This is a genomic window from Nocardia sp. NPDC051900 (assembly GCF_044452545.1).
Classification (GTDB): Bacteria; Actinomycetota; Actinomycetes; order Mycobacteriales; family Mycobacteriaceae; genus Nocardia; species Nocardia sichangensis.
In genome coordinates, this window is record NZ_JBITBU010000009.1 from 62379 (window position 1) to 87816 (window position 25438).

Genomic DNA, 25438 nt, shown 5'->3' on the forward strand with positions numbered 1-25438 from the left:
CTCCGGCGGCATTGCGGGAACGTGATCGGCGCACGGCAGGCGGCCGTGAGCATACTTTCTTGTATTTGTACTGCATAGGAACGTTTCGCGGGGTTCCTTGCTTCCCGCTAGCGTTGCGAGCATGGCCACTGCACCGCGCGGCGAACCTCGGGCGCCGATTTCGCCCGGAACGAGCCGCCCCGCAACCGTCGTCTGGACCGAGCGGTTCCTGGATTACCGCTGGACTCCGGAGCACCCGATGCAGCCCGCGCGCCTGAAGTTCACCATGGCGCTGGCGGAGAGTCTCGGCTTGCTCGATGGCGTCGAAGTGCTCGAGCCCGCCGCCGCGGAACGCCCCGATCTGCTGCGCGTCCACACGCCCGACTACCTGGACGCGGTCGAACGCGCCGTGCCGCCGACGGGTTCGCCTGCCGCTCCACCCTTCGGTCTCGGTTCCCCGGACAATCCGGTTTTTCCGCGAATGCACCAGGCGGCGTCCACGATCGTCGGCGGCACGCTGGCCGCGGCCAGGGAGATCGCGGAGGGCCGCACCAACCGGGCGGTGAGCATCGGCGGCGGCATGCACCACGCGATGGCCGATTCGGCGGCGGGGTTCTGCGTGTACAACGACGCGGCGGTGGCCATTTCCTGGCTGCTGGACCACGGTTTCGACCGGATCGCCTACATCGACGTGGATGTGCACCACGGCGACGGCGTGCAACGGGCCTTCTACGCCGACCCACGGGTGCTGACCATCTCGCTGCACCAGCATCCGGCCACCCTGTGGCCCAACACCGGTTGGCCGGAGGAGATCGGCGTTGGCGCGGCGGAGGGCACGTCGATCAACCTGCCGTTGCTGCCGGGCACCCGGGACGCTCAGTGGCTGCGAGGGTTTCATGCCGTGGTCCCGGGCGCGGTGGAGGCATTCCGTCCGCAGATCGTGGTCAGCCAGTGCGGGGTGGACAGCCATCGGGAAGATCCGCTGGCCGACCTGGAACTCACCGTCGACGGACAGCGCGCGGCCTTCCGCGCCATGCGCGAACTCGCCGACCGCTGTGCCGAAGGACGCTGGCTGGCCGTCGGTGGTGGCGGATACGGGTTGGTCCGGGTGGTGCCGCGGGCCTGGACCCACTTGCTGGCCACCGCGTTGGATCGCACCATCGATCCCGCGACAGCGATCCCGCAGGACTGGATCGACCTGATCGGCGTGGCGGTGCCGCGGGCGGACCCGCCGCGCACCATGGGCGACGGCGGTGACGTCGCCTACCGTCCATGGGACGGCCCCGGCGGTACCGGTGAGACCGGTGACGTACGGGTCGATCGCGCCCAACGTGCCGTCGACATGGCCGTGCTGGCCACCCGCCGAGCGACTTTCGGGTTGCTGGGTCTGGACCCGGAGGATCCTCGTGACTGACTTTCCCGACACCGCGGACACTCCCGCCACCCCGCCCCCGCCGCCGCAGCACTGGTTCGCCGACGTGCTCGCCTCCGACGGTGGCGTCGTACGACTGCGCCCGATCACTCCCGACGACGCCGAGCGGCTGCAGGAGTTCCACGGCGCGCTGTCGGACCGCACCAGGTATCTGCGATATTTCGGCCCGTACCCCAGGATCTCGCCGAAGGATTTGTATCGCACCACGCATGTCGACTACCACGACCGGGTCGGCCTGGTGCTGGAACTCGGCGAGGCGATCGTCGCGGTGGGCCGCTACGAGTTGCTGGAGCGGGATGGGCCGCGGGCGGCGGAGGTCGCGTTCGTGGTCGCCGACGGCCATCAAGGGCGCGGGCTCGGCTCGATCCTGCTGGAGCATCTGGCCGGCGCCGCCGCCGAGAACAAGATCGAGACCTTCGTCGCCGAGGTGCTCGCGGAGAACACCGTCATGGTGACGGTCTTCCGCGACGCGGGCTACCAGGTCGAGCGCAGCCGGGACGGGTCGGTCCTGCATCTCGAGTTCGCCATCGACCCCACCGAAGCATTGCTGTCGGTGCGTGATTCGCGCGAACGCGCATCCGAGGCGCGCAGCGTGGGCAATCTGCTCACCCCGCGATCGGTGGCGGTGATCGGCGCCACCCCCGCGACCGGGCGGGTGGGCGGGGCGGTGCTGTCGAATCTGCTGTCGGGTCTGTTCCAGGGGCCGGTGTTCCCGGTGAACCCGAACCGCAAGTCGGTGCGCGGGGTGCGGGCGTACGCGACGGTCCGGGAGATTCCCGACGAGGTCGATCTCGCCGTGGTCGCGGTGCCGCCCGCGGCGATCGGCTCGGTGCTCGACGACTGCATGGCCAAAGGGGTCAAAGGCCTCGTCGTGCTGACCGCGGGTTTCGGTGAGACCGGCGCCGGGGGGTCGGCGGCCGAACGCGAACTCGTGGCGGCCGCTCGTGGGCACGGCATGCGCGTGGTCGGGCCGAGCGCGCTCGGCATCGCGAACACCGATCCGGCGGTCGCCATGAACGCGACCCTCGCCCCGGTGTTGCCCGGTCGCGGACGTATCGGTTTCTTCTGCCAGTCCGGGCCCTTGGGCGCGGCCATCCTCGGGGAGGCGGCCGCCCGCAATCTCGGTTTGTCGACGTTCGTGTCGGCCGGTAACCGTGCCGACGTCTCCGGCAACGACCTGCTGCAGTACTGGGACAGCGACTCGGACACCGATGTGGTGCTGCTGTACCTGGAAAGCTTCGGTAATCCGCGCAAGTTCTCCCGGATCGCGCGCCGGGTGGCCCGGACCAAGCCGATCGTCGCGGTGAGCAGCGGCCGCTCGGTCGCTCAGCCCGCGGGGGACATGGACCGGTCGATCGTGCGGGATCTGTTCGCCCAGGCCGGAATCGTCCAGGTCGACTCGATCTCCGAACTGTTCGACTGCGCCGCTCTGCTGGGCTATCAGCCGTTGCCGCGCGGCTCGCGGCTGGCGGTCGTCGGCAACAGCGCGGCGCTCAACTGGCTGGCCGTCGACGCGGCGCAGGGGGAGGGCCTCGAGGTCGGCGAGCCGGTCAACCTCGGTCCGCAGGCGACGCCGGGCGCGTATCTGGACGCTCTGGTCGCAGCGTTGCGCTCGGACGAGACGGACGCCTTGATCGTCGTTTTCGCACCTCCGGTGCCGCTGCCGACCGCCGGTTTCGCCGACGCGATCCGAGCGGCGGCGGCCGCGGTGCCCGAGGCGAACAAGCCGATTCTCACCACGTTCGTCGCCGAGCAAGGGATTCCGAACCTGCTCGCGGTGCGTGGTCCCGGCGCCACGGCGGCGCACGGCTCGATCCCGTCGTATCCGGATCCGGAACGCGCGGCTCGAGCGCTGGCCCGGGTGCGGCGATACGCCGCATGGCGAACCAGGCCGGTCTCGCCGGTGGTGCGGCCGGAGGGCATCGACACCGACCGTGCGCGTCAATTGGTGGCCGATTGGCTGGCCGGTTCGGGCGGTCGGCGGCTCACCGATCTGGAAACGGTGGAACTGCTTGCTTGCTATGGCATCTCGGTCGTCGAGTTCCGCGAGGTACGCAATGCCGAGGAAGCGGTCGCCGCCGCGGAAGAACTCGGCTATCCGGTAGCGGCCAAGGCGACCGGCGAGTTGTGGCGGCGTAGACCGGATCTCACCGGCGTTCGGCTCGATCTGTGGCGTCCCGAAGCGGTGCGACAGGGATACGCGGACTTGGCGGAGTTGTGCGGTGATCCGGTACTGCACATCCAGAAGATGGCCACCAAGGGTGTCGGTTGCATCCTGCGCGTCCAGGACGATCCGTCGTTCGGCTCGGTGATCGAATTCGGCCTGTCCGGCCTGATCATCGAGTTGCTCGGCGACCGCGCCTATCGGGCACTGCCGTTGACCGCCGACGAGGCGACGGCCCTGATCGACGCGCCGCGAGCCGCACCGTTGCTGTCGGGTACGCCGGCGAGTCCACGCGTGGACAAAGCGGCCCTCGCCGAACTGGCCCAGCGCATTTCGGCGCTGTTCGACGACCTGCCGGAGATGCGGGAACTGTCCTTCGATCCGGTGCTGGCCTCGCCGACATCGGCCGAGATCCTGTACGCCCGCGCCCGGATCGGCCCGCAGCCCAGCCGTTTCGACACAGGTCCGCGCCGATTGGGTTGAGCCTCGGCGGATCCGCCGGGCGAATTCGCTGCGCAGCACGCCCCGCCCATCGCGTGGCACGGCTGAGACATCGGCTCGCACACGTCACACGCGAAATGTCCGATAACGGACGATCGCTTCTGTCGCGATCTGGGGATGTCACGTTCGTCCGTCAGAAAGGCCTGTTCGCCATGAAGATTCGCAGTGTTGCCGTCTTGTCGCTGCTCGCGGCGGCGCTCACCGCGTGTTCCGTCACAATCGGCACCCCGAAGGTGAAGGAGGCCGACTTGGAGAAGTCGGTCAAGGACTCGCTCACCGAGAAGGTCGGGCAGGAACCCGACGCGATCGATTGCCCCGGTGATCTCACTGGCAAAGAAGGGACCACCATGCGTTGCACGCTCACCGCGGCCGGGAACACGCTCGGTGTGACGCTGACGGTGACCTCGGTGGAAGGCGACACCGTGAAATACGACATCGCGGTGGACCAGAGCTGAGCCGACGCGGCGCGGAGAGGGGGATACGACACCGCCGACCGGCCCGCGCGACGCCCGGAGGGGACGGGCACGCGCGCATACCGGTCGGCGCGGGAAGGTGACCCTGGCGGAAGGGCCACCGAGCCGAACGCCGGCGCTGTCTCGGGGCGGCCGGCGCCGGACGATCAGCTGGCGTAGGCGCGGAGCCGGTCGGCCCGCTCACCCTTGCGCAGCTTCGCCATGACTTCACGCTCGATCTGACGCACCCGCTCGCGGGAGAGACCGAAGAGCTTGCCGATCTGGTCCAGCGTGCGCGGCTGGCCGTCGTCCAAGCCGAACCGCAGCCGGATGACCTGCTGTTCGCGCTCGTCCAGGGTGGCGAGCACGCTGCGCACATCGTGGTGCAGCAGACCGGCGATGACCGCGGACTCGGCCGAGGTGGCCTCGGAGTCCTCGATGAAGTCGCCCAGCGGGGCCTCTTCGTCGTTGCCGACCGGCATGTCCAGGCTCACCGGGTCGCGGCTGTGGTCGAGCAGATCGGAGATCTTGTCGACCGGGATGCCGGATTCGTTGGCCAGTTCCTCGTCGGTGGCCTCGCGGCCCAGCTGCTGATGCAGTTCGCGCTTGATCCTGGCCAGCTTGTTCACCTGCTCGACGAGGTGGACGGGCAGGCGGATGGTGCGGCTCTGGTCGGCCATGCCGCGAGTGATGGCCTGCCGGATCCACCAGGTGGCGTAGGTGGAGAACTTGAAGCCCTTGGCGTAGTCGAACTTCTCCATGGCGCGGATCAACCCGAGGTTGCCCTCTTGGATCAGGTCGAGCAGCGGCATGCCGCGGCCGGTGTACCGCTTGGCGAGCGAGACAACAAGGCGCAGGTTGGCTTCGAGCAGGTGCGACCGGGCGGCCTGACCGTCGCGCACGATCATCGCCAGATCACGCTTGCGGGACGCCGACAGTCGCTTGCCGGTTTCCAGCAGGTACTGCGCGTAGAGGCCCGCCTCGATGCGCTTGGCCAGCTCGACCTCGTCGGCAGCGGTGAGCAGCGCGGTGCGGCCGATTCCGTTCAGGTACACACGTACCAAGTCGGCGGCAGGGCTCTGAGCGTCGAGGTCCGAATCGCTGGTGCGCACACGAGTGGTGGCGGGGCTTGTCATGACTTGCCTCCTGTCGGTGGTGTCTCACTCCGATAAACGGACCCGACAGGGAGAAAGTTCCCCGTTACGGCTGGCATAAACCGCTCTGAGCAGCGGTTTTCGCCCCTCTCGTCTGAGAAGTTCCTGAGAAGCGCCGCAGCGCGGGGACGATCCCCGGCCAGGACCTGCACCGGCCGGCGCGCGGCTGCCGTTTCTCACACGGGCTTGATCAATCCGTGCCGAACCAGGCCGGTGACCACGGACAACGCGTCGGCGGCGAACTCGGTGCCCACCGCATCGGATCCATGGGCGAGCGCCAGCAGTTCGATCAGGTCGTACAACGGCAGGCCGTCGGCGTGCATTCCCGCCAGCAGTGAGATCGTCGCCTCATCCACTTCGTGCTGCCAGCGGGGGCCGTCGCCGCGATGCAGTCGCGCCACCTTCGGCGCCCATCCCTCGGCGTCGTGCAGATACACCCGCTCCAGCGCCGTCGCCCGGTCCACGGCGAAACGTGAAGACCAGGCGAGATTTTCGTCGCCGGCGACGGCCCGCAACCAGGCCGAGCGCTCGAAATACCGGAAGGCCTCCTCGCCGAGCGGATCATCGAAGCCGTGGGTGAGGTCCTCGGCGAGCAATTCGGTCGGCCCATCGATGGCGCGCAGGTAGACGAACCCGAACCCGATGCCCGCCACGTCGGCTGCCTCGAAGGCGTCCAGCCAGCGCTCCGCGCGGGCCTGCGTGGCGGGATCGCGCGGGTCCGCGCCCGCGTCGCGCAACCAGGTGCCCACGTACAGGGCTGGGTCGGCGACGTCACGTTGCACCACCCAGGCGTCCACCCCGTGCGCGGGCAACCAGGAGGAGACGCGCCCGCGCCAGTCCTCGTCGTCGACATGGACCCACGCGGCGAGCATCGCGGCGGTACCGCCGGGCGCCAGCAAGTCGGCGGCCTGCGAGATGACCAACTCGCTCGCGCCGTCCAGTGCGAGGCCGGAATCGCGATAGGTGTGCTCGACACGCCCCGGGCCCACCACGAACGGAGGATTGGCCACGACCTGGTCGAACCGCCTGCCCCGCACCGGGTCGAACCAGGAGCCTTCCACCAGTTCGATGTCCAGCTCGTTGAGCGCGGCGGTGGCCTCGGCCAGCCACAATGCGCGGGGATTGACATCGGTGGCGGTCACGCGCCGCGCGTAGGAGGCGGCGTGCACCGCCTGCACGCCGCACCCGGTGCCGAGGTCGAGCACCGTGCCGACCGGCCGGGTGGGTGTGGCGCGCAGCAGCGAGAGGGAGGCGTGGCCGACGCCGAGTACGTGATCCTCGGTCAGTGTGCGCCTGCGCATCGAGTCGTCGAGGTCGGACAGCACCCACCGAGTGCCCGCGCCCGTGTCGAGCGGCCGCAGGTCGAGCGCCGCACGCACCTCGTCGCCCTCACGCTCCAGCAGGCCCGCCGCGACCGCGCGATCCATCTCGACCGGCGCCAGCGCCGCGGCCACCTCCCGCTCGGGCAGCGCGTCGCCCAGCAGCAACAGACGGATGAGGGTGCCCAGCTCGCCTGCCGCGCGGGCCGCGCGGCGCACCGGTACCGGCTCCGACCGGCCCAGCGCCGCGTGCGCCTCGCCGAGCACCTCGAGCAGGGTGTCGGCGTCGTAGCCCACCCGCGTGAGCGCGGTCCGCAGATCCGGGCACAGCGCGGCGAGCAGCGATCCGGTGGTCGTCGATCGGTTCGTAGGCACACCCGTACTCTGCCACCGCGACCACCGGGCGCGGATCAGGTGCCCGCTGTGTTCCGCGGCACCGCGCTGCCACTCGGGCCGCCGCCGGAGCCGGTCAGACCCCGCTGGGGTCGCGTCCGGTGACGCAGTACAACGCGTCGCCGGGATCGCTCAGGACTATCCAGTGTTCGTGACGTTCCACCACGGTCGCACCGAGTGACTCGTGCCACGCGGCGGTGGCGTCGATGTCGGTGGCCGCCAGATCGACGTGCGCGCTGGTCGGGCGGTTCTCGCCGAGGCGCTGCAACAGTAGCTGCGCGGGCAGCTGCCGTTCCTCGGAGCGCAACCGGGCGAACTCCGGCCGTCTGCCCGGTTGATGGGTCCAGCCGGTCAGCAGCGTCCAGAAGCGGGTCTCGACCTCGTGATCGTCGGGGCCGATATCGAGGCACACCTGGTCCAGGCGCGACAGCGCGCCGTCCGGAGCCCGCACGGCGGGAGCGGGCGTGCTGGTGGCGCGGCCGCTGGGAGTCAGGCAGAACGTCTGGCCGCCGGGGGATCGCAGGACGGCGTAGCCGGGATGGTTGGCGACCAGCTCGGCCCCGAGGCCGAGCGCGGTGCGCACGGCGGAGGGGATGTCGTCGACGTCCAGGTCGAGGTGGACGCCGCCGAGGCCGGTCACCGCTTGCATCTTGACGCTCGCCGCAGCGAACAGCGCCGGGTCCGGCAACAGGGTGAGGAACTCGTCGTTCGCGCCGCGCCGAGGGGAGAGCTCGGTGCCGGTGACCGTGGACCAGAACTTCGCGCAGTCGTCGAAACGCTGCGCCGGGCGGTCCAGGAAGACCCAGATCCACCGAATCATGTGCACTCCTGTCTTGTCGCCCGCAACAAACCGTGGCCGGTGATCGTGGTGCGCGAGGCCTCATGCGACCCTAGGGACGCGTGCCCGCCTTGTCGAGAAAATACCGGCGCCGCCACATTTGGCAGGAATTCAATGTTATGTGGCATTTCAGCCACTCGTTGCGTGAGCATGGTTCGGGCAGGCTCATCGGGTGACCGAACTGCAGACGCCGACTCCCGTTTCCCTGGCTACCGCGCCGCGCCGGCGCTTACATCCGGCGTGGCCGGTCGCAGGCGTGGGCTTCATCGCCCTGCTGGGCGCGGCCGCGTTCCGCTCCGTGCCCAGCGTGCTGATGGACCCGTTACACGAGGAGTTCGGCTGGTCGCACGGCACCATCGGGACGGCCGTTTCACTGAATCTGTTGCTATACGGCTTGATCTCGCCGTTCGCCGCCGCGCTGATGGATCGCTTCGGCATCCGCAGGGTGGTCGCCTGCGCGCTGCTGCTGGTCGCCGCGGGCAGCGGGCTGACGGTCTTCATGTCCCGGCCGTGGCACCTCGTGCTGACCTGGGGCCTGCTGGTCGGTGTCGGCGTCGGGTCGATGTCCATGCCGTTCGTCGCCACGATCACCGGCCGGTGGTTCGTGCGACAGCGCGGTCTGGTCACCGGCGTGCTCACCGCCGCGGGCGCGACCGGACAGTTGGTCTTCCTGCCGTTGGTGTCGGCGCTGGCGCACGCCCACGGCTGGCGGTTGCCGTCGCTGATCGTCGCGGGCGCGGCGCTGGCCGTGGCGCCGTTGGTTGTGCTGTTCATCCGGGACTACCCGAGCGACCTCGGCGTGCGAGCCTACGGCGCCGAGCCGGACAGCACGGCGGGCCTGCGCGTGCCCGCCGCGGGCGGCGCGTCGCGCGCGCTCACGGTGCTCGGGACGATCGCGAGGCGTCCCGGGTTCTGGCTGCTCGCAGGCGGTTTCGCGGTGTGCGGCGCGTCCACCAACGGGCTGGTCGGCACTCATTTCGTCAGTGCCGCGCACGATCACGGCATGCCGCCGACCGCCGCGGCGAGCCTGCTGGCCGTCGTCGGCGTCTTCGACGTGGCGGGCACCATCGCCTCGGGCTGGCTGACCGACCGGATCGATCCGCGCTACCTGCTGATCGGCTACTACACGCTGCGCGGTCTGTCGTTGCTGATCCTGCCCGCGCTGCTGGGTCCGGACACGCAACCGAGCCTGTGGGTGTTCATCGTCTTCTACGGTCTGGACTGGGTGGCCACGGTGCCGCCGACGGTCGTGCTGTGCCGCGAACTGTTCGGCGCCGACGGCCCCGTCGCGTTCGGCTGGGTGTTCGCCTCGCACCAGATCGGCTCGGCGGTGGCGGCCACCGGCGCGGGCGTGATCCGTGACCTGCAAGGCAGCTACGACCTCGCCTGGTACCTGGCGGGCGCTCTGTGCGGCGCCGCCGCCGTGATGTCGGCCGTCGTCCGCAGGCCTCCGGCAGCGGCGCGGTGAGCCGGTCTTTCCGGCGGACTCAACCGTCGATGGCGTTGTGCGGACGCGACTCGATGGCCGTGCGCGGACGGTCCCACCTGCTGGGCTCGTCTTTGCGGCGTGGCGGGCGATCGTTGGCGATCAGCACCGCGATCCAGGGCAGCGGAATCGACGCGACGATGATCAGGATGGACAGCAGCGGGTTGCCGAACGCGCTGTAGGCGATCGCGGCGAGGACCAGGCACGGGATGCGGAACGCCATGATGATCGTGTACCTGCGCACCCGGGCCCGGTGCTGATCGTCCAGCGAGGGCGCCGCCTCGGTGATCAACGCGGGGTGCTTGTCGTCGGTGCCTGGGAAGTATCCGGAGGAACGGCGGGGCTGCGTCGGCATCGTCACGTCGGGGTGCTCTTCGCGGTCGCGGCCGTCGGCGGATGGGGAATCGCCGTTCTGCTGCATACCCCGAGTCTTCCACTCGTGGTCCTTCCGCGCACACACCGAGGTGGGGTCGGGCTTGCTCGGTGGTGGCCGGTGATGCGATACCGAGGTGGGGTCGGGTTTGGTCGGCGGTGGCCGGTGATGCGACACCGAGGTGAGACCGTGATCAGCGGGGTTGTCGCGCGATGCGGCATCATGGAGTGCGTGAGCACCGACACCATGGTTCGCCCGGATACGACGACCGACGAGACGACGGGCGACGACACCCCGAAGTTCTTCCACTACGTGAAGAAGGACAAGATCGCCGAGAGCGCCGTGCTGGGCACCCACGTGGTCGCGCTGTGCGGAGAGGTCTTTCCGGTGACCCGCTCGCCCAAGCCGGGCTCTCCGGTGTGCCCGGAGTGCAAGAAGGTCTACGACGGCCTACGCAAGGGCGACTGAGGCGACGATCTACTCGCCGGACGAGGACCGCGCCGCGCGCAGATCGAGCACGGCGCGCAGGTCGTCGGAGCCCGCGTCGTCCGGCCCCGCCGCGGCCTCGTCGGGATCCGTCGTGTCCGCGTCGGTTCCGCTCTCGCCGCGCACCTGATTGGCGATCCACTCCTTGACCTGCTCCATGCGCGTCGCGCGGGCGGGCCAGAACTCCTGCACCGCCGCGTTGAACTCCGCGCCCAGGATCACCGCGAAGCCCAGGAAGAACGTGAACAGCAGGAACGCGATCGGCGTCGCCAGCGCACCGTAGGTGACGCCGGTGCGGCTGACCCACGACAGGTAGCGGCGCAGCACTTCGCTGGCCGCCATGAAGAACACCCCCGCCACCAGCGCCCCGCCGAAGAGCCGGTGCCAGGGCAACGAGGTGTGCAGTGCCAGCTTGTACAGGGTGGTGAGCCCGACGATCAGCAGCAGGCCGACGCCCGGGTAGTAGAAGAAGTCCAGCAGTTGCAGTCCGGTGGCCCGCCACGCGGTGGGCAGCACCCGCCCGATCAGCGTCGGCCCCAGCGCCACCAGCGGCAGGATGAACACCGACGCCGCCAGGAACAGCAGATACAGCAACAGCGCGAAGATGCGCTGCCACACCGGGTGCCGCGCGTCCTGCTGGTCGTGGGCCTCCACGATCGAGTCGACGAAGGTCGCCATCGCCGACGATCCGGCCCACAGCGACAGCACGAAGCCCACCGACACCACCGCTCCGCGCCCGCGCCCGAGGACGTCCTGCACCGTGGGCTCGATGAGATCGGACACCACGCTGGCGCTGAACAGCTCCCGGCTGAACGCGATGATCTTGGACTCGACGATCTGCACCGTGTCCGGGCCGAACCATCCGCCGACGTAACCGAGGCTGCCGAGCAGGCCGAGCAACAGCGGCGCCAGCGAGAGCGTCTGCCAGAACGCGGCCGCGGCCGATTTGGCGAAGATGGAATCCGTCCACGCCTTCGCCGCCACCCGCAGGATCAGCGCGGCGGCCCGTCTGCTCAACACCGCTGTGCACGCGCTCGCGCGGTCGGCCCAAGTGGGAGGGCGCATAGCGGCGGCGCGGGTCGACGGTGTGTCGGTCCGCGGCGGATCCCCCGGAATGGCGTGGTGCTCGGTCATCGTGCTTACAGCATCGCGCACTTCGGCGATCCGCATCGGAGTGTGCGCGCGACGTGTCGGTGGGCATCGGGTGAACTCCCAGCGTCCTGGCTGGTGGCCGTGTGATGCCCGTCGCGCCCGCCGCGTCGGTTTGGCGACACGCCGTGCCGGGCCGCTAGGGTCGTCTGCGTGACTGGGTCGGGTGGCGCCGCTGTGGCGGGAGAGGCAGAGACGCCGGGCGATTCGAAAGCGATCGGCCCCGCCGTCAGCGGCGGTTCCCTCCGCGCCTGGCAGCGACGTGCGCTGACGAAGTACCTGGCCACCAAACCACGGGACTTCCTCGCCGTGGCCACCCCTGGCGCGGGCAAGACCACCTTCGCGCTGCGCGTGGCCGCCGAACTGCTGGCCGACCGCACCGTGGACCAGATCACCGTGGTGGCGCCCACCGAACATCTGAAGCACCAGTGGGCACAGTCGGCGGCGCGCTCCGGGATCGCGCTGGACTCGCGGTTCTCCAACTCCACCGGTGGCACCTCGGGTGACTATCACGGTGTCGTGGTCACGTACGCGCAGGTCGCCGCGCATCCCTCGCGCCACCGCGTGCGCACCGAGAATCGCAGGACGCTGGTCGTTCTCGACGAGATCCATCACGCGGGAGACGCCAAGAGCTGGGGTGACGCGACCGCTGAGGCGTTCGGCGACGCGACTCGCCGCCTCGCCCTGACCGGTACCCCGTTCCGCAGCGACGACAGCCAGATCCCTTTCGTCGTCTACGAACCCGACGAGTCCGGTTTCCCGAAGTCCCGCGCCGACCACACCTACGGCTACGCCGAGGCGCTCGCCGACGGCGTGGTGCGGCCGGTGGTCTTCCTGGCCTACTCCGGCGAAGCGCACTGGCGCGACAGCGCGGGCGAGGAGTATTCCGCCCGCCTCGGCGAGCCGCTGAACGCCGAGCAGACCGCCCGTGCCTGGCGGACCGCGCTCGACCCGGCCGGCGACTGGATCTCCGCCGTGCTGCGCGCCGCCGACATCCGGCTGCGCCAGAAGCGCGCCTCCGGCATGCCCGACGCGGGCGGTCTGGTGATCGCCACCGACCAGGACCGTGCCCGCGACTACGCCGAACTGCTGGAACACATCTCGGGTGAGAAGCCGGCGCTGGTGCTGTCCGACGACCCGGCCTCCTCCAACCGCATCGCCGAATTCAGCAACAGCACCCAGCCCTGGATGGTCGCGGTCCGCATGGTGTCCGAGGGCGTCGACGTGCCGCGCCTCGCCGTCGGGGTGTACGCGACCAGCGCCTCCACCCCGTTGTATTTCGCGCAGGCGATCGGGCGTTTCGTGCGTGCCCGTAAGTCCGGCGAGACCGCGACGGTGTTCCTGCCGTCGGTACCGGTACTGCTGGATCTGGCCGCGCAACTGGAGTTGCAGCGCGACCACGTCATCGGCAAGCCGCACCGGGAGAAGAACGGCTTGGACGACGACTTGCTGATCGAGGCGAACAAGCAGCAGGACGAACCGGGCGAGCAGGAGAAGTCCTTCGTCGCGCTGGCCGCCGACGCCGAGCTCGACCAGGTGATCTACGACGGATCCTCCTTCGGTACCGCGACTTTCGCCGGAAGCGACGAGGAAGCCGACTACCTCGGGATTCCGGGCCTGCTGGACGCCGAGCAGATGCGCGCGCTGTTGCGTGAGCGGCAGGCCAGACAGGTCGCGGATCGGAGCCTGTCCGCGCCCGTCCCCGATCCCGGTCCACAGGTGGCGGGCGCCGCGGAGCGGGTCGCCACCGCCGATCGGCTCGGCGAGCTGCGGCGCGAACTCAACAGCCTGGTGGCGATGCATCACCATCGCACCGGGAAGCCGCACGGCGTGATCCACGGCGAGCTGCGCCGCGAGTGCGGCGGGCCGCCGACCGCGCTGGCCACCGCCGAACAACTCGGTGAGCGCATCGCGGCGCTGCGCCGGAAGTAGCCCGCGTCAGTCGGCCGGGGCGGGCCAGGCGGCCATGGCGCAGTCGATGGACGCGGTGAGTTCCGGCAGCGCCGCGCCGTCCCGTGCCTGGATGGACAACCCGTAGAGGACCGTCGTGTAGAAAGCGGCGAGCGCCGCGCTGTCGGTACCGGGCGGCAGATCGCCCTCGGCGACGCCGCGCTCGAGTCGTCGCCGGATGTCTTCGGTCGTCGCGCGGCGCTTGTCGATCAGGAAATCGCGGATGCCGGTGTTTCTCGTGGTGTAGGTGGAGCCCGCGAGCACGACCATGCACCCGTGCGGCTTGTTCTCCTCGGTGTAGGCCATCGCGTTGTCCCGCAGCATCGCCTCGATGGCCGCCCGCGCGGTGGGTTCCTCGCGCAGCGCACGGGCGGTGTAGCCGCCGTCGGTGTGCCCGTAGAGGTCGACGGCCGCGCGGAACAACGCCTCCTTGCCGCCGAACGCGGCGTACAGACTGGGTGAGTTGATCCCCATCGCGGCGGTGAGGTCGTTCATCGACGCGCCCTCGTAGCCGTGTTCCCAGAACACCTCCATGGCGCGGCGCAAGGCCTCGGCGCGATCGAAGGCGCGTGGTCGTCCCCGTTCAGCCATGCCGAACCTTTCTGTGTCGATCGTTAAATATACCCCTTGACACCGCGGCGGCGGATGCGCTTGGCTATTTATGTATTGATCGACACAAAAATAGAAGGAGTACCGATGCCGGAGCTGACGGGCAAGGTCGCACTGGTCACCGGGGGTAGCCGCGGGATAGGGGCGGCGATCGTGCGCCGCCTCGCCGAGGCGGGCGCGGACATGGCGCTGACCTACCAGCACGCCGAGGGGCAGGCGAAGACGGTGGTCGGCGAGGTCGAGGCGCTCGGGCGGCGAGCCGTCGCCATCCAGGCCGACAGCGCCGACGCCACCGCCGTGCGCACGGCGGTGGACCGCGCGGCGTCCGAACTCGGCGGGCTGGACATCCTGGTCAACAACGCGGGGATCTTCCCGGCGAAGCCGTTCGAGGAGTTCACCGTCGCGGAGATCGACAAGGCGCTCGGTGTGCACGCGCGCGCCGCGTTCGTCGGCGCGCAGGCCGCGGTCGCGCACATGACCGACGGCGGGCGGATCATCAGCATCGGGACCAACCTGACCGATCACGCGCCGTTCGACGGGGTGACGCTCTACAACCTCAGCAAGTCCGCCCTCAACGGATTCACCAAGGCGCTGGCGCGCGAACTGGGCCCGCGCGCGATCACGGTGAACCTCGTCCAGCCCGGCTCCACCGACACCGACATGAATCCGGGCGACGGAGCGCATGCGGGCAGGCAGCGCGACCTGACCGCGCTCGGGCGCTTCGGCGCCGCCGACGATGTGGCGGCGACGGTGGCCTTCCTGGCCGGGCCGTCCGGTCGCAGCGTGACCGGTGCGTTCCTCACCGTGGACAGCGGGACCAACGCCTGATCATCCCGGCGAAATGCCGCCGCTGCGGGACCACGACCGCTCGCTGGAACGCCGCGACGTACGTGCTCGGCGTCGCGGGACCGATCGGCTCGCGACCCGCGCGAGCGGCATGCCCGTGGCAGAGCAGCGGCAACGATGCGGCGGGGTCCACGTACGCCACCCGTCCACGACGCGAACCATCGAGATCGCCTCCGGCGCAGTAATTCTCCGCTTCCGGGGCCAGACGGCGGGGGTGCGATCGGTGGCCCGGATACTCCGAGGTGGTTCGGCAGTTCAGCGCGGCGTCGTGGTGAAGAATCGCCGAGGATCCAGCGCACTGATCGGCGTCCACCGCGTCGCCGGTGCGGACTCGTCCGAGTCGTGCGGCGCGGCGGCGAAATAACCGAGGATCGCCAAGCCCAGTCGCGGATCCTCGTCGACTCGCCGTGCCATCTCGTAGAAGACGGCCAGAAGGTGCACGCATCGTGTCTTGCGCGCGGTGCACGAGCAGTCGGTACCCGCGAGGACGGGTGCGAGGGAAACCCCGGCCGCGCTGATCGCGCGGTGCACCTCGTCGGTCGGTACGGGCGGGTCCGGCACGAATCCGGCGATCGCGGTAACGGCGGTCCGGGACATGGGGGCCACCTCCACCTGCGTCACCGACGCCTGACCGCCCCGGTGGATGGTGGCCCGCACGACCTGTCCTTCGACGGTGGCCCGCACACCGTTGTTGCGCGCGATGCTGCGCGCGCGGGGCAGCAATGGGTCCGGCCGGGTCTGGCGCAGCGGCTCGGCCAGCCGGACCCAGTCCATGCCCCATGCGGTGTAGCCGAACTCGTTGTCCGCCATCAGTTCTCCCTCTTGCGGCGCAGTACCTCGATCAGCTGGGCGTCGTCCAGTGCGGCCAGCGCCGCGATACCCGCAGCGTCGCCGAGGTCGCGCAGCGCCGCCTTGCGGTCGTGCATGCCCGCGATGTGCTCCTCCACGGTGGTGGTGGAGGTCAGCGTGGTGACGGTGACCGTACGGGTCTGGCCGATCCGGTGCACCCGGTCGGAGGCCTGCGCCTCCACCGCCGGGTTCCACCAGCGATCGAAGTGGACGACGTCGGCGGCGCGGGTCAGCGTGAGCCCGGTGCCCGCCGCGCGCAGGCTGAGCACCAGCACCGGTGGCCCGTCCTCGGCCTGGAACCGGGTGACGATCTCGGCGCGCTCGGCCTGTGAAAGGCCGCCGTGGAAGAACGGCGCATCCGCGCCGAACTGCTCGGCGAGATGCCGTACCAGCAGGTCACCGGTCTGCCGGTACTGCGTGAAAATCAGCGTCGGACTGCCGGTTTCGAGATTGGCGGCGACGATATCGGTGCACAGGTCGAGCTTCCCGGACCGGCCGGCGAGCTCGTCGAGTTCGCCGGTGATCAGGCCGGGATGGTTGCACACCTGCTTCAGGGCGGTCAGCGCCGCGAGCACGCGGCCGTGGCGCTCGATGCCCGCGCCGAATCCGTCGTCCACGGCCTTGTCGAGCAGTTGGTCGTACAGCTGTTCCTGTTCGGCGGTGAGGTCGCAGAGCAGGTCGCTGTGGATCTTCGCGGGCAGGGCGGCGGCGACCTGACGTTTCGTGCGGGCCAGCACCACCGGTTCGATGGTGCCGCGCAACCGTGCCGCGGCGGCGGCCGAACCCTCGTGGATGGGCCGCACGAAGCGCCGCCGGAACTGCGTCCGGTGCCCGAACAATCGGGGTGCCACCAGGTGCAGCAGGGCCCACAACTCATCGAGATGGTTCTCCACCGGCGTGCCGGTGAGTGCGACCGTGGCGGCCGCGTCGATCGCGCGCGCCGCCTTCGCGACCTGGGTGCGGGGATTCTTCAGCGCCTGCGCCTCGTCGAAGACGGCCGTCGCCCACCTCCGCTGCGCCAGCAGCTGCCCATGTAACCGCAACGTCGGGTAACCGGCGACCACGATCGTCGCGGCGTCGGGATCGACGGCGCCGCCTCGCCACACGACCACGCGCAGCCCGGGCGCGAACCGGCCGATCTCGTGCGCCCAGTTGCCGACCAGCGAAGTCGGGCACACCACCAACTGCGGACCGGCCTCGGCCCGGTCGAGCAGGAAGCCGATGGTCTGCACGGTCTTGCCCAGCCCCATCTCGTCGGCGAGCACCGCGCCGCCGTGCGCGGCCACCGTTTCGCGCAGCCAGCCGACCCCGCGGGCCTGGTAGGGGCGCAGCCGGGCTTTCAGGGTGGCTCGCAGATCCGCCGTGACCGCCTCGGTGTCGCGCAGGACGGCCAATGCTCGTCGCGGGGAGACGATTGCCGTGCGGGACGCGTCCGGCACGGCGTGCGCGGCGATGGGCAGGGCATCGGCGTCCGGGCCGGACGGCTCACCGGCGGGGTCGGCGAGCGCGGAACGCACCACCTGTTGCCAGGCCAGGACCGACTCACCCGGGTGCTCCAGGCTCGAGTCCGCGAACGTCTCGGGATCCACCAAGGCGGCATCGACGTCGATGACCTCGAGGGCTCCGTCCACGCCGATGGGGACGGCCAGCGCGAGGGTCTCGCGGTCACCTGGACCGGTCGGAGCCGGACCGGTGGCGTGTCCGAGCCAGGTCCAGAGCGCGAACATGTGCCGATCCGGTAGATAAGTGGCGTGTGTGCTGGGCAGAGCGCACCCCTTGAATCAACGTATGGTGTACGGAGTAATCTGACAACGGACACCGTACCGGATCGGTTCCGAGGAGCCAGTGAGCGAAGACGTCACATCCGACGAGGCCAGGCGGCTGATGAGCTTGCTGTGGCGGCACGAACTACCGTCGCGCCCGGCGGGGCGCGGTCCGAAGCAGGCGGTCAGCGTGGACGCGGTGGTCGCCGCGGCGGTCGCGCTCGCCGACCGGGAGGGCTATGACAAGGTCTCCATCCGCACGGTCGCCGCCGAACTGGGGCTGCGGCCGATGAGCCTCTACACGTACGTACCGAGCAAAGACGCACTGACGGTGCTCATGGTCGACGCGGTGGCCGAGGAGGACGCGCCGGTTCCCGCCGATCTGCCGCCGCGTGAGCGCCTCGCCGCGGTGGCCCGCCAGGTGCGCGCGGAACTCCTCGCGCACCCCTGGCTGCTCGAGGTGTCGCCGTGGCGGCTCGTGCTCGGGCCGGGACGGATGCGTCGCTACGAGCGGCAGCTCGCCGCGATCGACGGGCTCGGCTTGCCGGACCTGGCGATGGACCGGGCGATCGCCGTGCTGTCGGAGTTCGCCACCGGAAACGCGCGTATGGCGGTGGCCGCGGCCCGCGAGACCGCGCGAATGAGCGACGCGCAGTGGTGGGAAGTGCACGGTCCGCTGCTGAGCGAGGTCATGCCGCCGAGCCGGTTCCCGCTCGCCGCACGTGTCGGGGCGGCGGTGGGTGAGCTGTACCAGGCGCCGGCCGACCCGGACGGCGCGTTCGAATACGGCCTGGCCAGGCTGCTGGACGGCATCCTCGGCGCGGACTGAGCGCCGCCGGACACAGCGACAGCGGGCGACCTGTGGGTCGCCCGCTGCCGGTGGAAACGGTGTTCTGTTGTTCGATGCTGTTGTGTCAGGACGCGAGGAGCAGGTCAGAGCGCGGGAGCGGACTCCGTGTCGATCACGGCGTCCAGCTCACGCAGCCGATCCATGTGTTCGTTCGCGTGGTGCTGGCAGAAGAGCAACTCTCCACCTGCGGGCAGTACGGCGCGCACACGGGCCGCCGCCCCGCAGCGGTCGCAACGATCGACCGCGGTCAGTGGGGTGCTTGTCAGGGTTCCTGGCATGACTCCTCCGTCCTGGCTCCCGGTCCCGACGACCGTTCACCTGGTGTGGGGCCCGTGGTCACTCACCACGAGCTCGCTACCGCTACTTCCCAGCAGGGGTATGACTACTCTGTCAGACGTTCGGGACGGGGGACTTTGTTCCCGCGGATGAAGCAGTGTGTTTTCGATAACACGACCAGGGATTTCGCTACGGGCGAACGCCGCTGGTCCTGTCGTAGATGTGCACTGCGTCACACTCTCGATCGGCCGATCCAGTTGTCTACCGGGAGATTACCCGTGACCTATGACACTCACACGCTTGTTCACCTATGCACTTTGGATGAATGGTTATCCGCGCGGCAAACGGGGGAGTACCGAGCGCCCTCCCTCGCCGAGGCAGGGTTCATCCATCTCTCGTCGCCGCAACAGGTGCACCTGCCCGCGAATCGCTTGTTCGGGGGGCGGCGTGATCTGGTGTTGCTGCGGATCGACTCCCGCCGCGTCGGGTCGCCGATCAAGTGGGAGCCGGGCGTCCCGACCGATCCGGAGTCGATGCTCTTCCCGCACCTGTACGGCCCCCTGCCGGTGGGGGCGGTCACGGGGGTCGTAGAGTACCTGCCCGCGGCGGACGGGACATTCGCCCCGCTCCAGGCGTGACTATCGGTCGCGGATCTCACGCGCCACGATGGCGGCCTGAACCCGCGACCGCACACCGAGTTTCGTCAGCACCCGGGACACGTGTGTTTTGACGGTCGTCTCGCCGATGAACAGCCGACCCGCGATCTGCGCGTTGGACAGGCCGTCGCCGAGGCAATCGAGCACTTCGCGTTCCCGCTCGGTGAGCTCGCCGAATCCGGCGGGAGCCGCTTGCGCGGCAATCTGATTCGACGCGGCGAACGCCGAGATCACCGCTCGCGTCACCTCCGGAGCCAGCACGCCGTCCCCGGCCGCGACCGCGCGCACCGCCTCGACCAGCGCCCGGCCCGACGTGGATTTCAGCACGAACCCGGAGGCGCCCGCGCGCAGCGTGCGAAAGACGTACTCGTCCAGGTCGAACGTGGTGAGGATCAGCACCTTCGCCACGCCGTCCGCGGTGATCCGCTCGGTCGCGGTGATCCCGTCCACCCCCGGCATGCGCACGTCCATCAGCACCACCTGCGGCCGCAGCGCTTTGGCCTGTGCCACCGCGACATCGCCGTCGGCGGCCTCGCCGACCACCTCGATATCGTCCTCGACGTCCAGGATCATCCGCAGGCCGGCGCGGATCGCGGCGTGGTCGTCGGCGATCACCACCCGAATCGTCATGCGGCGCCCACACAGCCGAGCGGCAGGGTGGCCAGAACTTCCCAGTGGCCGGAATCCGTTCCGGCGCGCAAGCTTCCGCCCAGTGCCGCGGCCCGTTCGCGCATGTTCACCAGACCGCGACGCCCCCCTCGGTCCACGGCCCGGTGGGGCCGCGCGGGCGTTGTCCTGTTGCGGACGGATATGGTCAGTCTCTCCTGCTCTGTGCGCACGTCGATGGAGACCTCCTGTCCCGGGGCGTGTTTCATGGCGTTGGTCAAAGCCTCCTGGACGATGCGATAAGCGGCCTGGTCGACAGCGCTGGGCAGCGCGGCGCCGTCCAGTGATTCGCGCACCCGTACCGAGATCCCCGCCGCGCGTGCGGCGTCCACCAGGATCGGCAACTGCGCGAGGGTGCGCGGCGCGGCTACTTCCGCCGCGCCGTCGTCGCTGTGCAGCAATCCGATCATGGTGCGCATCTCCTCCAGTGCGCTGACGCTGTTGGCGCGGATGGAGCGCATGATGCCGGCCACCGCCGGGTCGGCGTCGCGGCGGGCCAGCACGCCGAGCGCCGCCTCCGAGTGCAGTGCGATGGCCGACAGGTGCCCGGCGATCACGTCGTGCAGGTCGCGCGCCATCGTGGTGCGCTCGTCGGCGATGGCCGCGCGCCGGTCGAGTTCGGCGACCAAGGTCAGCGCCTCGGCGCGGGTGCGCTCGGCGTGCGCGACCTCCTTGTGCGTGCGCACCGAGTTCGCCCACCAGATCGGCGTCGCGACGAAGCTGAACACCGCCACCAGCGCCAGCGCGACCGCGCGCAGGTCGCCGGTCAAGGCGAGGGTCAGCACCACCACGACGACGGAGAGCGTCGACCAGGACAGCGCCGTGATCCGCGACGCCCGGCGCCCGGCGTACAGCACGGCCGCGTAGATCAAGTCGGCGTAGACGATCCACACCGGCACCGTGGCGCCCAACCAGATGTCCACGGCCAGCGGCAAGAGCCCGGCAAGCATGGCCGCGACCGGCATCCGGCGCCGGCAGAAGGTCGCCAGGCACTGTAGGGCCAGCACACCGCACCGCACCCACAACGACGCCTGCTCGCCCCGCTCGGTCATGGTGGACAAGCCTGCGAGGTACAGCGCCGCGCCGCCGGCGAACGCGATCACGGCGCCCAGCGCATCCCGTGCCCGCTCCGGCACATCCGCCCACCGCCACACGCCTCCATCACAGCACAGCGACCGCGACGCGCCATCGGCCGAAGTGATGACCGATCCGTTCGCGGACGCGGCGATCCGGCTAATCTGGAGGGCGTGAACGTCGACGTCACCGCACTACCCGGGATCGGTGTCCGGAAGGACTTCGAAGTGCGATCCGGTCGCCGAATCGGCGTGGTCGCCCACCGCGATGGTGATATCGACCTGATCGTCTCCAAACTCGACGATCCCGACGCCTGTGCCGCGCAGATCCCGCTGACCACCGATGAGGCCGCGGTCCTGGCCAACTTGCTCGGTGCGCCGCAGCTGGTCGCCAAGCTCAACGACGACCACCGCGACCTGCCCGGGATCACCACGCGCCAGCTCCCGATCGGGGACGATTCCCCCTACGACGGACGCACCCTCGGTGAGACCGAGATGCGTACCCGCACGAAGGCCTCCATCGTGGCGGTCATGCGGGCCGGGCAGTTGCATCCGTCGCCCGGACCCGATTTCACCTTCACCGCGAGCGACCTGCTCGTGGTCGTCGGCACTCCGGAGGGCTTGGACGCCGCCGCGAAGATATTGACGCACGGCTGAGCCGTGACGGACACCGCGCTCGCCCTGATCGAGCTCGGAGCGGTTCTCTTCGTTCTCGGCATGCTGGGGCGTGTCGCAGGCCGTGTCGGTATGTCGCCCATTCCGCTGTACCTGCTCGGCGGTGTCGCCTTCGGCCAAGGTGGTCTCATCGAACTCCGGGCCGCTCACGACTTCGGCCATATCGCGGGCGAGATCGGGGTGGTGCTGCTGCTCTTGCTGCTCGGCTTGGAGTACACGGCGGCGGAGCTGGTGACCGGCCTGCGTCGTTCCTGGGCGGCCGGTGTGGTGGACATCGTGGTCAACGCGTCACCGGGGGCGGTGGTCGCACTGATGCTGGGCTGGGGTGTCGACGGCGCGATCACGATGGCAGGCGTCACCTACATCTCCTCCTCGGGCATCGTGGCGAAGGTCCTCGACGACCTCGGACGCCTGGGTAACCGGGAGACGCCGGTGATCCTGTCCATCCTGGTATTCGAGGACCTGGCGATGGCGGTCTACCTGCCGATCCTCACCACGGTGCTGGCGGGGCTCAGCTGGCTCAGCGGGCTGCGCGCCCTGGCGGTGGCACTGATCACCATCACGCTGGTGCTCGTGGTGGCGCTGCGTTACGGGCGGTACGTCTCGGCGGTCGTGGACAGCGCCGACCGTGAGGTCTTCCTGCTCACGCTGCTCGGCGCGGCGTTGCTGGTCGCGGGCGTCTCCTCGGCGCTGAGCGTGTCGGCGGCGGTCGGAGCGTTCCTGCTCGGCATCGCGATCTCCGGCTCGACCGCGCACGCGGCGGCGAAGATGCTCGAACCGCTGCGCGACCTGTTCGCGGCCATCTTCTTCGTGGCCTTCGGGTTGAACACCGACCTGCGAGCGATCCCGCCGGTGCTGGGCTGGGCGATCGCGCTGGCGGCGGTCACGGTCGTTACCAAGGTGGCGACCGGGTGGTGGGCCGCCGCACGCGAGGGCATCCGGCGGATGGGCCGGGCCAGAGCGGGCGCGGCGCTCGTCGCGCGGGGCGAATTCTCCATCGTCATCGCGGGATTGGCCGTGAGCGCGGGCGCGATGGACGGTCAGCTCACGGCGCTCGCCTCGACCTACGTCCTGCTGATGGCGGTGCTGGGCCCGATCGCGGCGCGAGTGGTCGAGCCGATGGTCGGTTTGCTGCCCAACCGCGGCCGCCGCGAGCCCCAGGTCTACTGATCAGTCCTGCGCCGTGCGGGCTCTGCGACCCGCGGTCCGCTCCAACCGATGCCAGAACAGGCTCGCGATCGCCCCGACCGCCAGCCCGATCACGGCGGCGCAGAGATGGCCGTAGTCGGTGAATGTCGGTTCGATCCACAGCGCCACGCCGAGCGTCAGAAGCAGCGCACCGGCCCACACCAGCCGCACCCTGCCGCGGAACCGGAATGCCAGCGCCGCCAGCACGGCCGAAAAGCCGTAGCTGGTACCGACATCCGCGGCGACGGCCACCCGCAGCGGGATGAGGCCACGGTCGATGGCGTGTGAGATGCCGGTGACGGTCAGCAGCGTCGCCCCGATGTGCCCGGTCGCGAACAGCAGGATCCAGCGCGCGGTGCCCAGCCAGCGCTCGGCATATGCCATGACGATCAGGAAACCGGCGATGGTTGTCCAGGGGAAGCCGCCGTCGGTCCAGAACGCCGAGGCGACCAGCACCTGAACCGGGTTGTGCCGCATGTTGTAGAGGTTGGTCGACGCCGAGAAGATCAATCTGCGCTCCACCGAGTCACCGACCCCGCGCAGCGTCCACCAGGTGACGAACAGCGTGAACGCATAGGCGGTGCTGGCGGGGGCGGCTCCCAGGTGTGCGCGCATCGCGGGCAGGAGCCGTCGCGGCAGCCCGGGACGGCGCAGCCAGGCTTGCACGTCGCGCCACTCGGCGCGCAGGTCGACGGTCTGCGTCCACGGGGACCGCAGCCAGCTCGAAGTCGAGGTCGAGGCAACCACCCCGCAAGTCTGCCGGGCGGAAGCCGAGCGCGGCGAAGTGCCCCCGTCGTGGCGCCGTTTCATCCGTCGCGTCTGCGGCCTGGCGCGGAAAAGCGCGACGCCCGCATTCACCGGCCGCTGGAGGAATCGAGCGGACGACGAATGCGGGCGTCGAGGCGATGCGACCTAGTCGAGGTAGTCGCGCAGGACCTGTGAGCGACTGGGGTGGCGCAGCTTGCTCATGGTCTTGGACTCGATCTGGCGGATGCGTTCGCGGGTGACCCCGTAGACCTGGCCGATCTCGTCGAGGGTGCGCGGCTGGCCGTCGGTGAGGCCGAAGCGCAGCCGGACCACGCCCGCCTCCCGCTCCGACAGCGTCTCCAGCACCGACTGCAGTTGATCCTGCAGCAGCGTGAAGCTCACCGCGTCCACCGCGACCACGGCCTCGGAGTCCTCGATGAAATCGCCGAGCTGGCTGTCGCCCTCGTCGCCGATGGTCTGGTCCAGCGAGATGGGCTCACGCGCGTACTGCTGGATCTCCAGCACCTTCTCCGGCGTGATGTCCATTTCCTTGGCCAGCTCCTCCGGCGTCGGCTCGCGGCCGAGATCCTGGAGCAGCTCGCGCTGGATGCGGCCGAGCTTGTTGATGACCTCCACCATGTGCACCGGGATGCGGATGGTGCGGGCCTGGTCGGCCATGGCGCGGGTGATGGCCTGCCGGATCCACCAGGTGGCGTACGTGGAGAACTTGTAGCCCTTGGTGTAGTCGAACTTCTCCACCGCGCGGATCAGACCCAGGTTGCCCTCCTGGATCAGATCCAGGAACGCCATGCCGCGGCCGGTGTAGCGCTTGGCCAGCGAGACGACCAGGCGCAGGTTGGCCTCGAGCAGGTGGTTCTTGGCCCGGTTGCCGTCGCGGACGATCCAGTTGAAGTCGCGGCGCATGGCGACCGGCAGCTTCTCGCCCTGCTCGGCGAACTCGCGCACCTTCTCCGCGGCGTAGAGGCCCGCCTCGATCCGCTTGGCGAGTTCGACCTCCTCCTCGGCGTTGAGCAGCGCGACCTTACCGATCTGCTTGAGGTAGGCGCGGACCGAGTCGGCCGAGGCGGTGAGCTCGGCGTCCTTGCGGGCCTGGCGCAGCGCCTCGGACTCCTCTTCGTCCCAGACGAAATCGCCGGAGGCCTTGTCGGCCGCCGTCGGCTCGTCGGCCTCCTCGCTCTCGGCTTCCTCGGTTTCGGTGTCCTCGGCGACGTCGACCAGTTCGTCGCCGTCGGCGAGGTCCTCCTCGGAGACTTCCAGATCGCCGAGATCGTCGAGATCGAGCGACTCGTCCTCGATGGCCTCGTCGGCGCCCGGCTCGCCGTCGGGGCCCGCCTTCTTGGTGGTGGCCTTCTTCGCGGGAGCCTTGGCCGCCTTCGCGGCCTTCTTGGCAGGCGCCTTCTTGGCGGCGGCCTTCTTCGCCGGAGCCTTCTTCGCGGCAGCCTTACGGACCGGCCGTGCTGCGGTTACATCTGCGGAGTCGGCATCGGCCGATTCGGCGGTCTGACGGGTATTCGTGGCTACCACGTACGCCCTTTCGTGACGG

General features: G+C 69.9%; 24 protein-coding genes. 11 read left to right on the forward strand and 13 right to left on the reverse strand.

Features of this window, described 5'->3' with window-relative positions; all coding sequences use genetic code 11:
• The first annotated feature begins 121 nt into the window (after positions 1 to 121).
• The 3 genes from ACIA5H_RS16920 to ACIA5H_RS16930 all read left to right on the forward strand — a co-directional run bounded on the left by ACIA5H_RS16920 (position 122) and on the right by ACIA5H_RS16930 (position 4531).
• Positions 122 to 1393 carry an acetoin utilization protein AcuC gene (locus ACIA5H_RS16920; RefSeq protein ID WP_397076731.1) on the forward strand — a complete coding sequence of 424 codons (1272 nt, stop codon included), beginning with the start codon at positions 122 to 124 and terminating at the stop codon, positions 1391 to 1393.
• Positions 1386 to 4058 (forward strand): GNAT family N-acetyltransferase, encoded by a 2673-nt coding sequence (locus ACIA5H_RS16925; RefSeq protein WP_397076732.1) that lies wholly within the window; start codon positions 1386 to 1388, stop codon positions 4056 to 4058. Before ACIA5H_RS16920 ends, ACIA5H_RS16925 begins: the two co-directional genes overlap by 8 nt.
• Before the next feature lie 170 nt (positions 4059 to 4228).
• Positions 4229 to 4531 carry a DUF4333 domain-containing protein gene (locus tag ACIA5H_RS16930; protein WP_379251179.1) on the forward strand — a complete coding sequence of 101 codons (303 nt, stop codon included), beginning with the start codon at positions 4229 to 4231 and terminating at the stop codon, positions 4529 to 4531.
• Between the two features lie 164 nt (positions 4532 to 4695).
• Here the strand turns inward: ACIA5H_RS16930 and ACIA5H_RS16935 are convergent, their stop codons facing one another.
• The 3 genes from ACIA5H_RS16935 to ACIA5H_RS16945 all read right to left on the reverse strand — a co-directional run bounded on the left by ACIA5H_RS16935 (position 4696) and on the right by ACIA5H_RS16945 (position 8214).
• Positions 4696 to 5664 carry a sigma-70 family RNA polymerase sigma factor gene (locus tag ACIA5H_RS16935; RefSeq protein ID WP_355070340.1) on the reverse strand — a complete coding sequence of 323 codons (969 nt, stop codon included), beginning with the start codon at positions 5662 to 5664 and terminating at the stop codon, positions 4696 to 4698.
• Between the two features lie 194 nt (positions 5665 to 5858).
• The gene (locus tag ACIA5H_RS16940) at positions 5859 to 7376 is read right to left on the reverse strand and encodes a methyltransferase (protein ID WP_397076733.1); all 1518 of its coding nucleotides are present in this window, start codon (positions 7374 to 7376) and stop codon (positions 5859 to 5861) included.
• Between the two features lie 94 nt (positions 7377 to 7470).
• A complete protein-coding gene (locus ACIA5H_RS16945) occupies positions 7471 to 8214 on the reverse strand; it encodes a VOC family protein (protein WP_355070344.1) in 744 nt (247 codons plus the stop codon).
• A gap of 190 nt (positions 8215 to 8404) precedes the next feature.
• On the opposite strand from ACIA5H_RS16945, the gene ACIA5H_RS16950 reads away from it, so the two are divergent.
• A complete protein-coding gene (locus ACIA5H_RS16950; RefSeq protein WP_355070346.1) occupies positions 8405 to 9700 on the forward strand; it encodes an MFS transporter in 1296 nt (431 codons plus the stop codon).
• A 19-nt stretch (positions 9701 to 9719) separates the two neighbouring features.
• Here the strand turns inward: ACIA5H_RS16950 and ACIA5H_RS16955 are convergent, their stop codons facing one another.
• Positions 9720 to 10073: a DUF3099 domain-containing protein gene (locus ACIA5H_RS16955; protein ID WP_355071024.1), complete on the reverse strand. Its 354-nt coding sequence runs from the start codon at positions 10071 to 10073 to the stop codon at positions 9720 to 9722.
• Positions 10074 to 10322: 249 nt separating this feature from the next.
• On the opposite strand from ACIA5H_RS16955, the gene ACIA5H_RS16960 reads away from it, so the two are divergent.
• Positions 10323 to 10559 carry a DUF3039 domain-containing protein gene (locus ACIA5H_RS16960; protein ID WP_039799212.1) on the forward strand — a complete coding sequence of 79 codons (237 nt, stop codon included), beginning with the start codon at positions 10323 to 10325 and terminating at the stop codon, positions 10557 to 10559.
• A gap of 9 nt (positions 10560 to 10568) precedes the next feature.
• Here ACIA5H_RS16960 and ACIA5H_RS16965 read toward each other — a convergent pair whose 3' ends face one another.
• On the reverse strand, positions 10569 to 11642 hold the full coding sequence (locus tag ACIA5H_RS16965) for a YihY/virulence factor BrkB family protein (protein WP_397076878.1): 1074 nt from the start codon (positions 11640 to 11642) through the stop codon (positions 10569 to 10571).
• A gap of 261 nt (positions 11643 to 11903) precedes the next feature.
• Between ACIA5H_RS16965 and ACIA5H_RS16970 the strand changes: the two genes are divergently transcribed.
• Positions 11904 to 13658: a DEAD/DEAH box helicase gene (locus ACIA5H_RS16970; protein WP_379251563.1), complete on the forward strand. Its 1755-nt coding sequence runs from the start codon at positions 11904 to 11906 to the stop codon at positions 13656 to 13658.
• A gap of 6 nt (positions 13659 to 13664) precedes the next feature.
• Here the strand turns inward: ACIA5H_RS16970 and ACIA5H_RS16975 are convergent, their stop codons facing one another.
• Positions 13665 to 14267 (reverse strand): TetR/AcrR family transcriptional regulator, encoded by a 603-nt coding sequence (locus ACIA5H_RS16975; RefSeq protein ID WP_379251176.1) that lies wholly within the window; start codon positions 14265 to 14267, stop codon positions 13665 to 13667.
• A gap of 105 nt (positions 14268 to 14372) precedes the next feature.
• Between ACIA5H_RS16975 and ACIA5H_RS16980 the strand changes: the two genes are divergently transcribed.
• Positions 14373 to 15113, forward strand: coding sequence for an SDR family NAD(P)-dependent oxidoreductase (locus tag ACIA5H_RS16980; RefSeq protein WP_397076734.1), 741 nt, complete (start codon positions 14373 to 14375; stop codon positions 15111 to 15113).
• A gap of 273 nt (positions 15114 to 15386) precedes the next feature.
• On the opposite strand, the gene ACIA5H_RS16985 is transcribed toward ACIA5H_RS16980, so the two are convergent.
• Positions 15387 to 15941 carry a hypothetical protein gene (locus ACIA5H_RS16985; RefSeq protein ID WP_379251174.1) on the reverse strand — a complete coding sequence of 185 codons (555 nt, stop codon included), beginning with the start codon at positions 15939 to 15941 and terminating at the stop codon, positions 15387 to 15389.
• A complete protein-coding gene (locus ACIA5H_RS16990; RefSeq protein WP_397076735.1) occupies positions 15941 to 17707 on the reverse strand; it encodes a DEAD/DEAH box helicase in 1767 nt (588 codons plus the stop codon). The genes ACIA5H_RS16985 and ACIA5H_RS16990 overlap by 1 nt, the downstream gene beginning before the upstream one ends.
• A gap of 157 nt (positions 17708 to 17864) precedes the next feature.
• Between ACIA5H_RS16990 and ACIA5H_RS16995 the strand changes: the two genes are divergently transcribed.
• Positions 17865 to 18572, forward strand: coding sequence for a TetR/AcrR family transcriptional regulator (locus ACIA5H_RS16995; protein ID WP_397076879.1), 708 nt, complete (start codon positions 17865 to 17867; stop codon positions 18570 to 18572).
• 104 nt (positions 18573 to 18676) lie between these two features.
• Here the strand turns inward: ACIA5H_RS16995 and ACIA5H_RS17000 are convergent, their stop codons facing one another.
• Positions 18677 to 18871: a hypothetical protein gene (locus ACIA5H_RS17000; RefSeq protein ID WP_036538000.1), complete on the reverse strand. Its 195-nt coding sequence runs from the start codon at positions 18869 to 18871 to the stop codon at positions 18677 to 18679.
• Positions 18872 to 19147: 276 nt separating this feature from the next.
• Between ACIA5H_RS17000 and ACIA5H_RS17005 the strand changes: the two genes are divergently transcribed.
• Entirely contained in the window at positions 19148 to 19507 is a 360-nt protein-coding gene (locus tag ACIA5H_RS17005) for a DUF952 domain-containing protein (protein ID WP_397076736.1), read from the forward strand.
• Here the strand turns inward: ACIA5H_RS17005 and ACIA5H_RS17010 are convergent, their stop codons facing one another.
• On the reverse strand, positions 19508 to 20155 hold the full coding sequence (locus ACIA5H_RS17010) for a response regulator (RefSeq protein WP_397076737.1): 648 nt from the start codon (positions 20153 to 20155) through the stop codon (positions 19508 to 19510). It lies immediately after the preceding gene.
• Complete coding sequence (locus tag ACIA5H_RS17015; protein ID WP_397076738.1) at positions 20152 to 21327, reverse strand: sensor histidine kinase; 1176 nt, start codon at positions 21325 to 21327, stop codon at positions 20152 to 20154. Before ACIA5H_RS17015 ends, ACIA5H_RS17010 begins: the two co-directional genes overlap by 4 nt.
• Before the next feature lie 111 nt (positions 21328 to 21438).
• Between ACIA5H_RS17015 and ACIA5H_RS17020 the strand changes: the two genes are divergently transcribed.
• Both ACIA5H_RS17020 and ACIA5H_RS17025 read left to right on the forward strand, forming a co-directional pair.
• On the forward strand, positions 21439 to 21921 hold the full coding sequence (locus ACIA5H_RS17020; RefSeq protein WP_355070361.1) for a cation:proton antiporter regulatory subunit: 483 nt from the start codon (positions 21439 to 21441) through the stop codon (positions 21919 to 21921).
• A 3-nt stretch (positions 21922 to 21924) separates the two neighbouring features.
• A complete protein-coding gene (locus ACIA5H_RS17025; RefSeq protein WP_397076739.1) occupies positions 21925 to 23109 on the forward strand; it encodes a cation:proton antiporter in 1185 nt (394 codons plus the stop codon).
• Here the strand turns inward: ACIA5H_RS17025 and ACIA5H_RS17030 are convergent, their stop codons facing one another.
• On the reverse strand, positions 23110 to 23874 hold the full coding sequence (locus ACIA5H_RS17030) for a rhomboid-like protein (protein WP_397076740.1): 765 nt from the start codon (positions 23872 to 23874) through the stop codon (positions 23110 to 23112).
• Positions 23875 to 24039: 165 nt separating this feature from the next.
• Positions 24040 to 25419 carry an RNA polymerase sigma factor gene (locus ACIA5H_RS17035; protein WP_379251162.1) on the reverse strand — a complete coding sequence of 460 codons (1380 nt, stop codon included), beginning with the start codon at positions 25417 to 25419 and terminating at the stop codon, positions 24040 to 24042.
• Positions 25420 to 25438 lie beyond the last annotated feature (19 nt).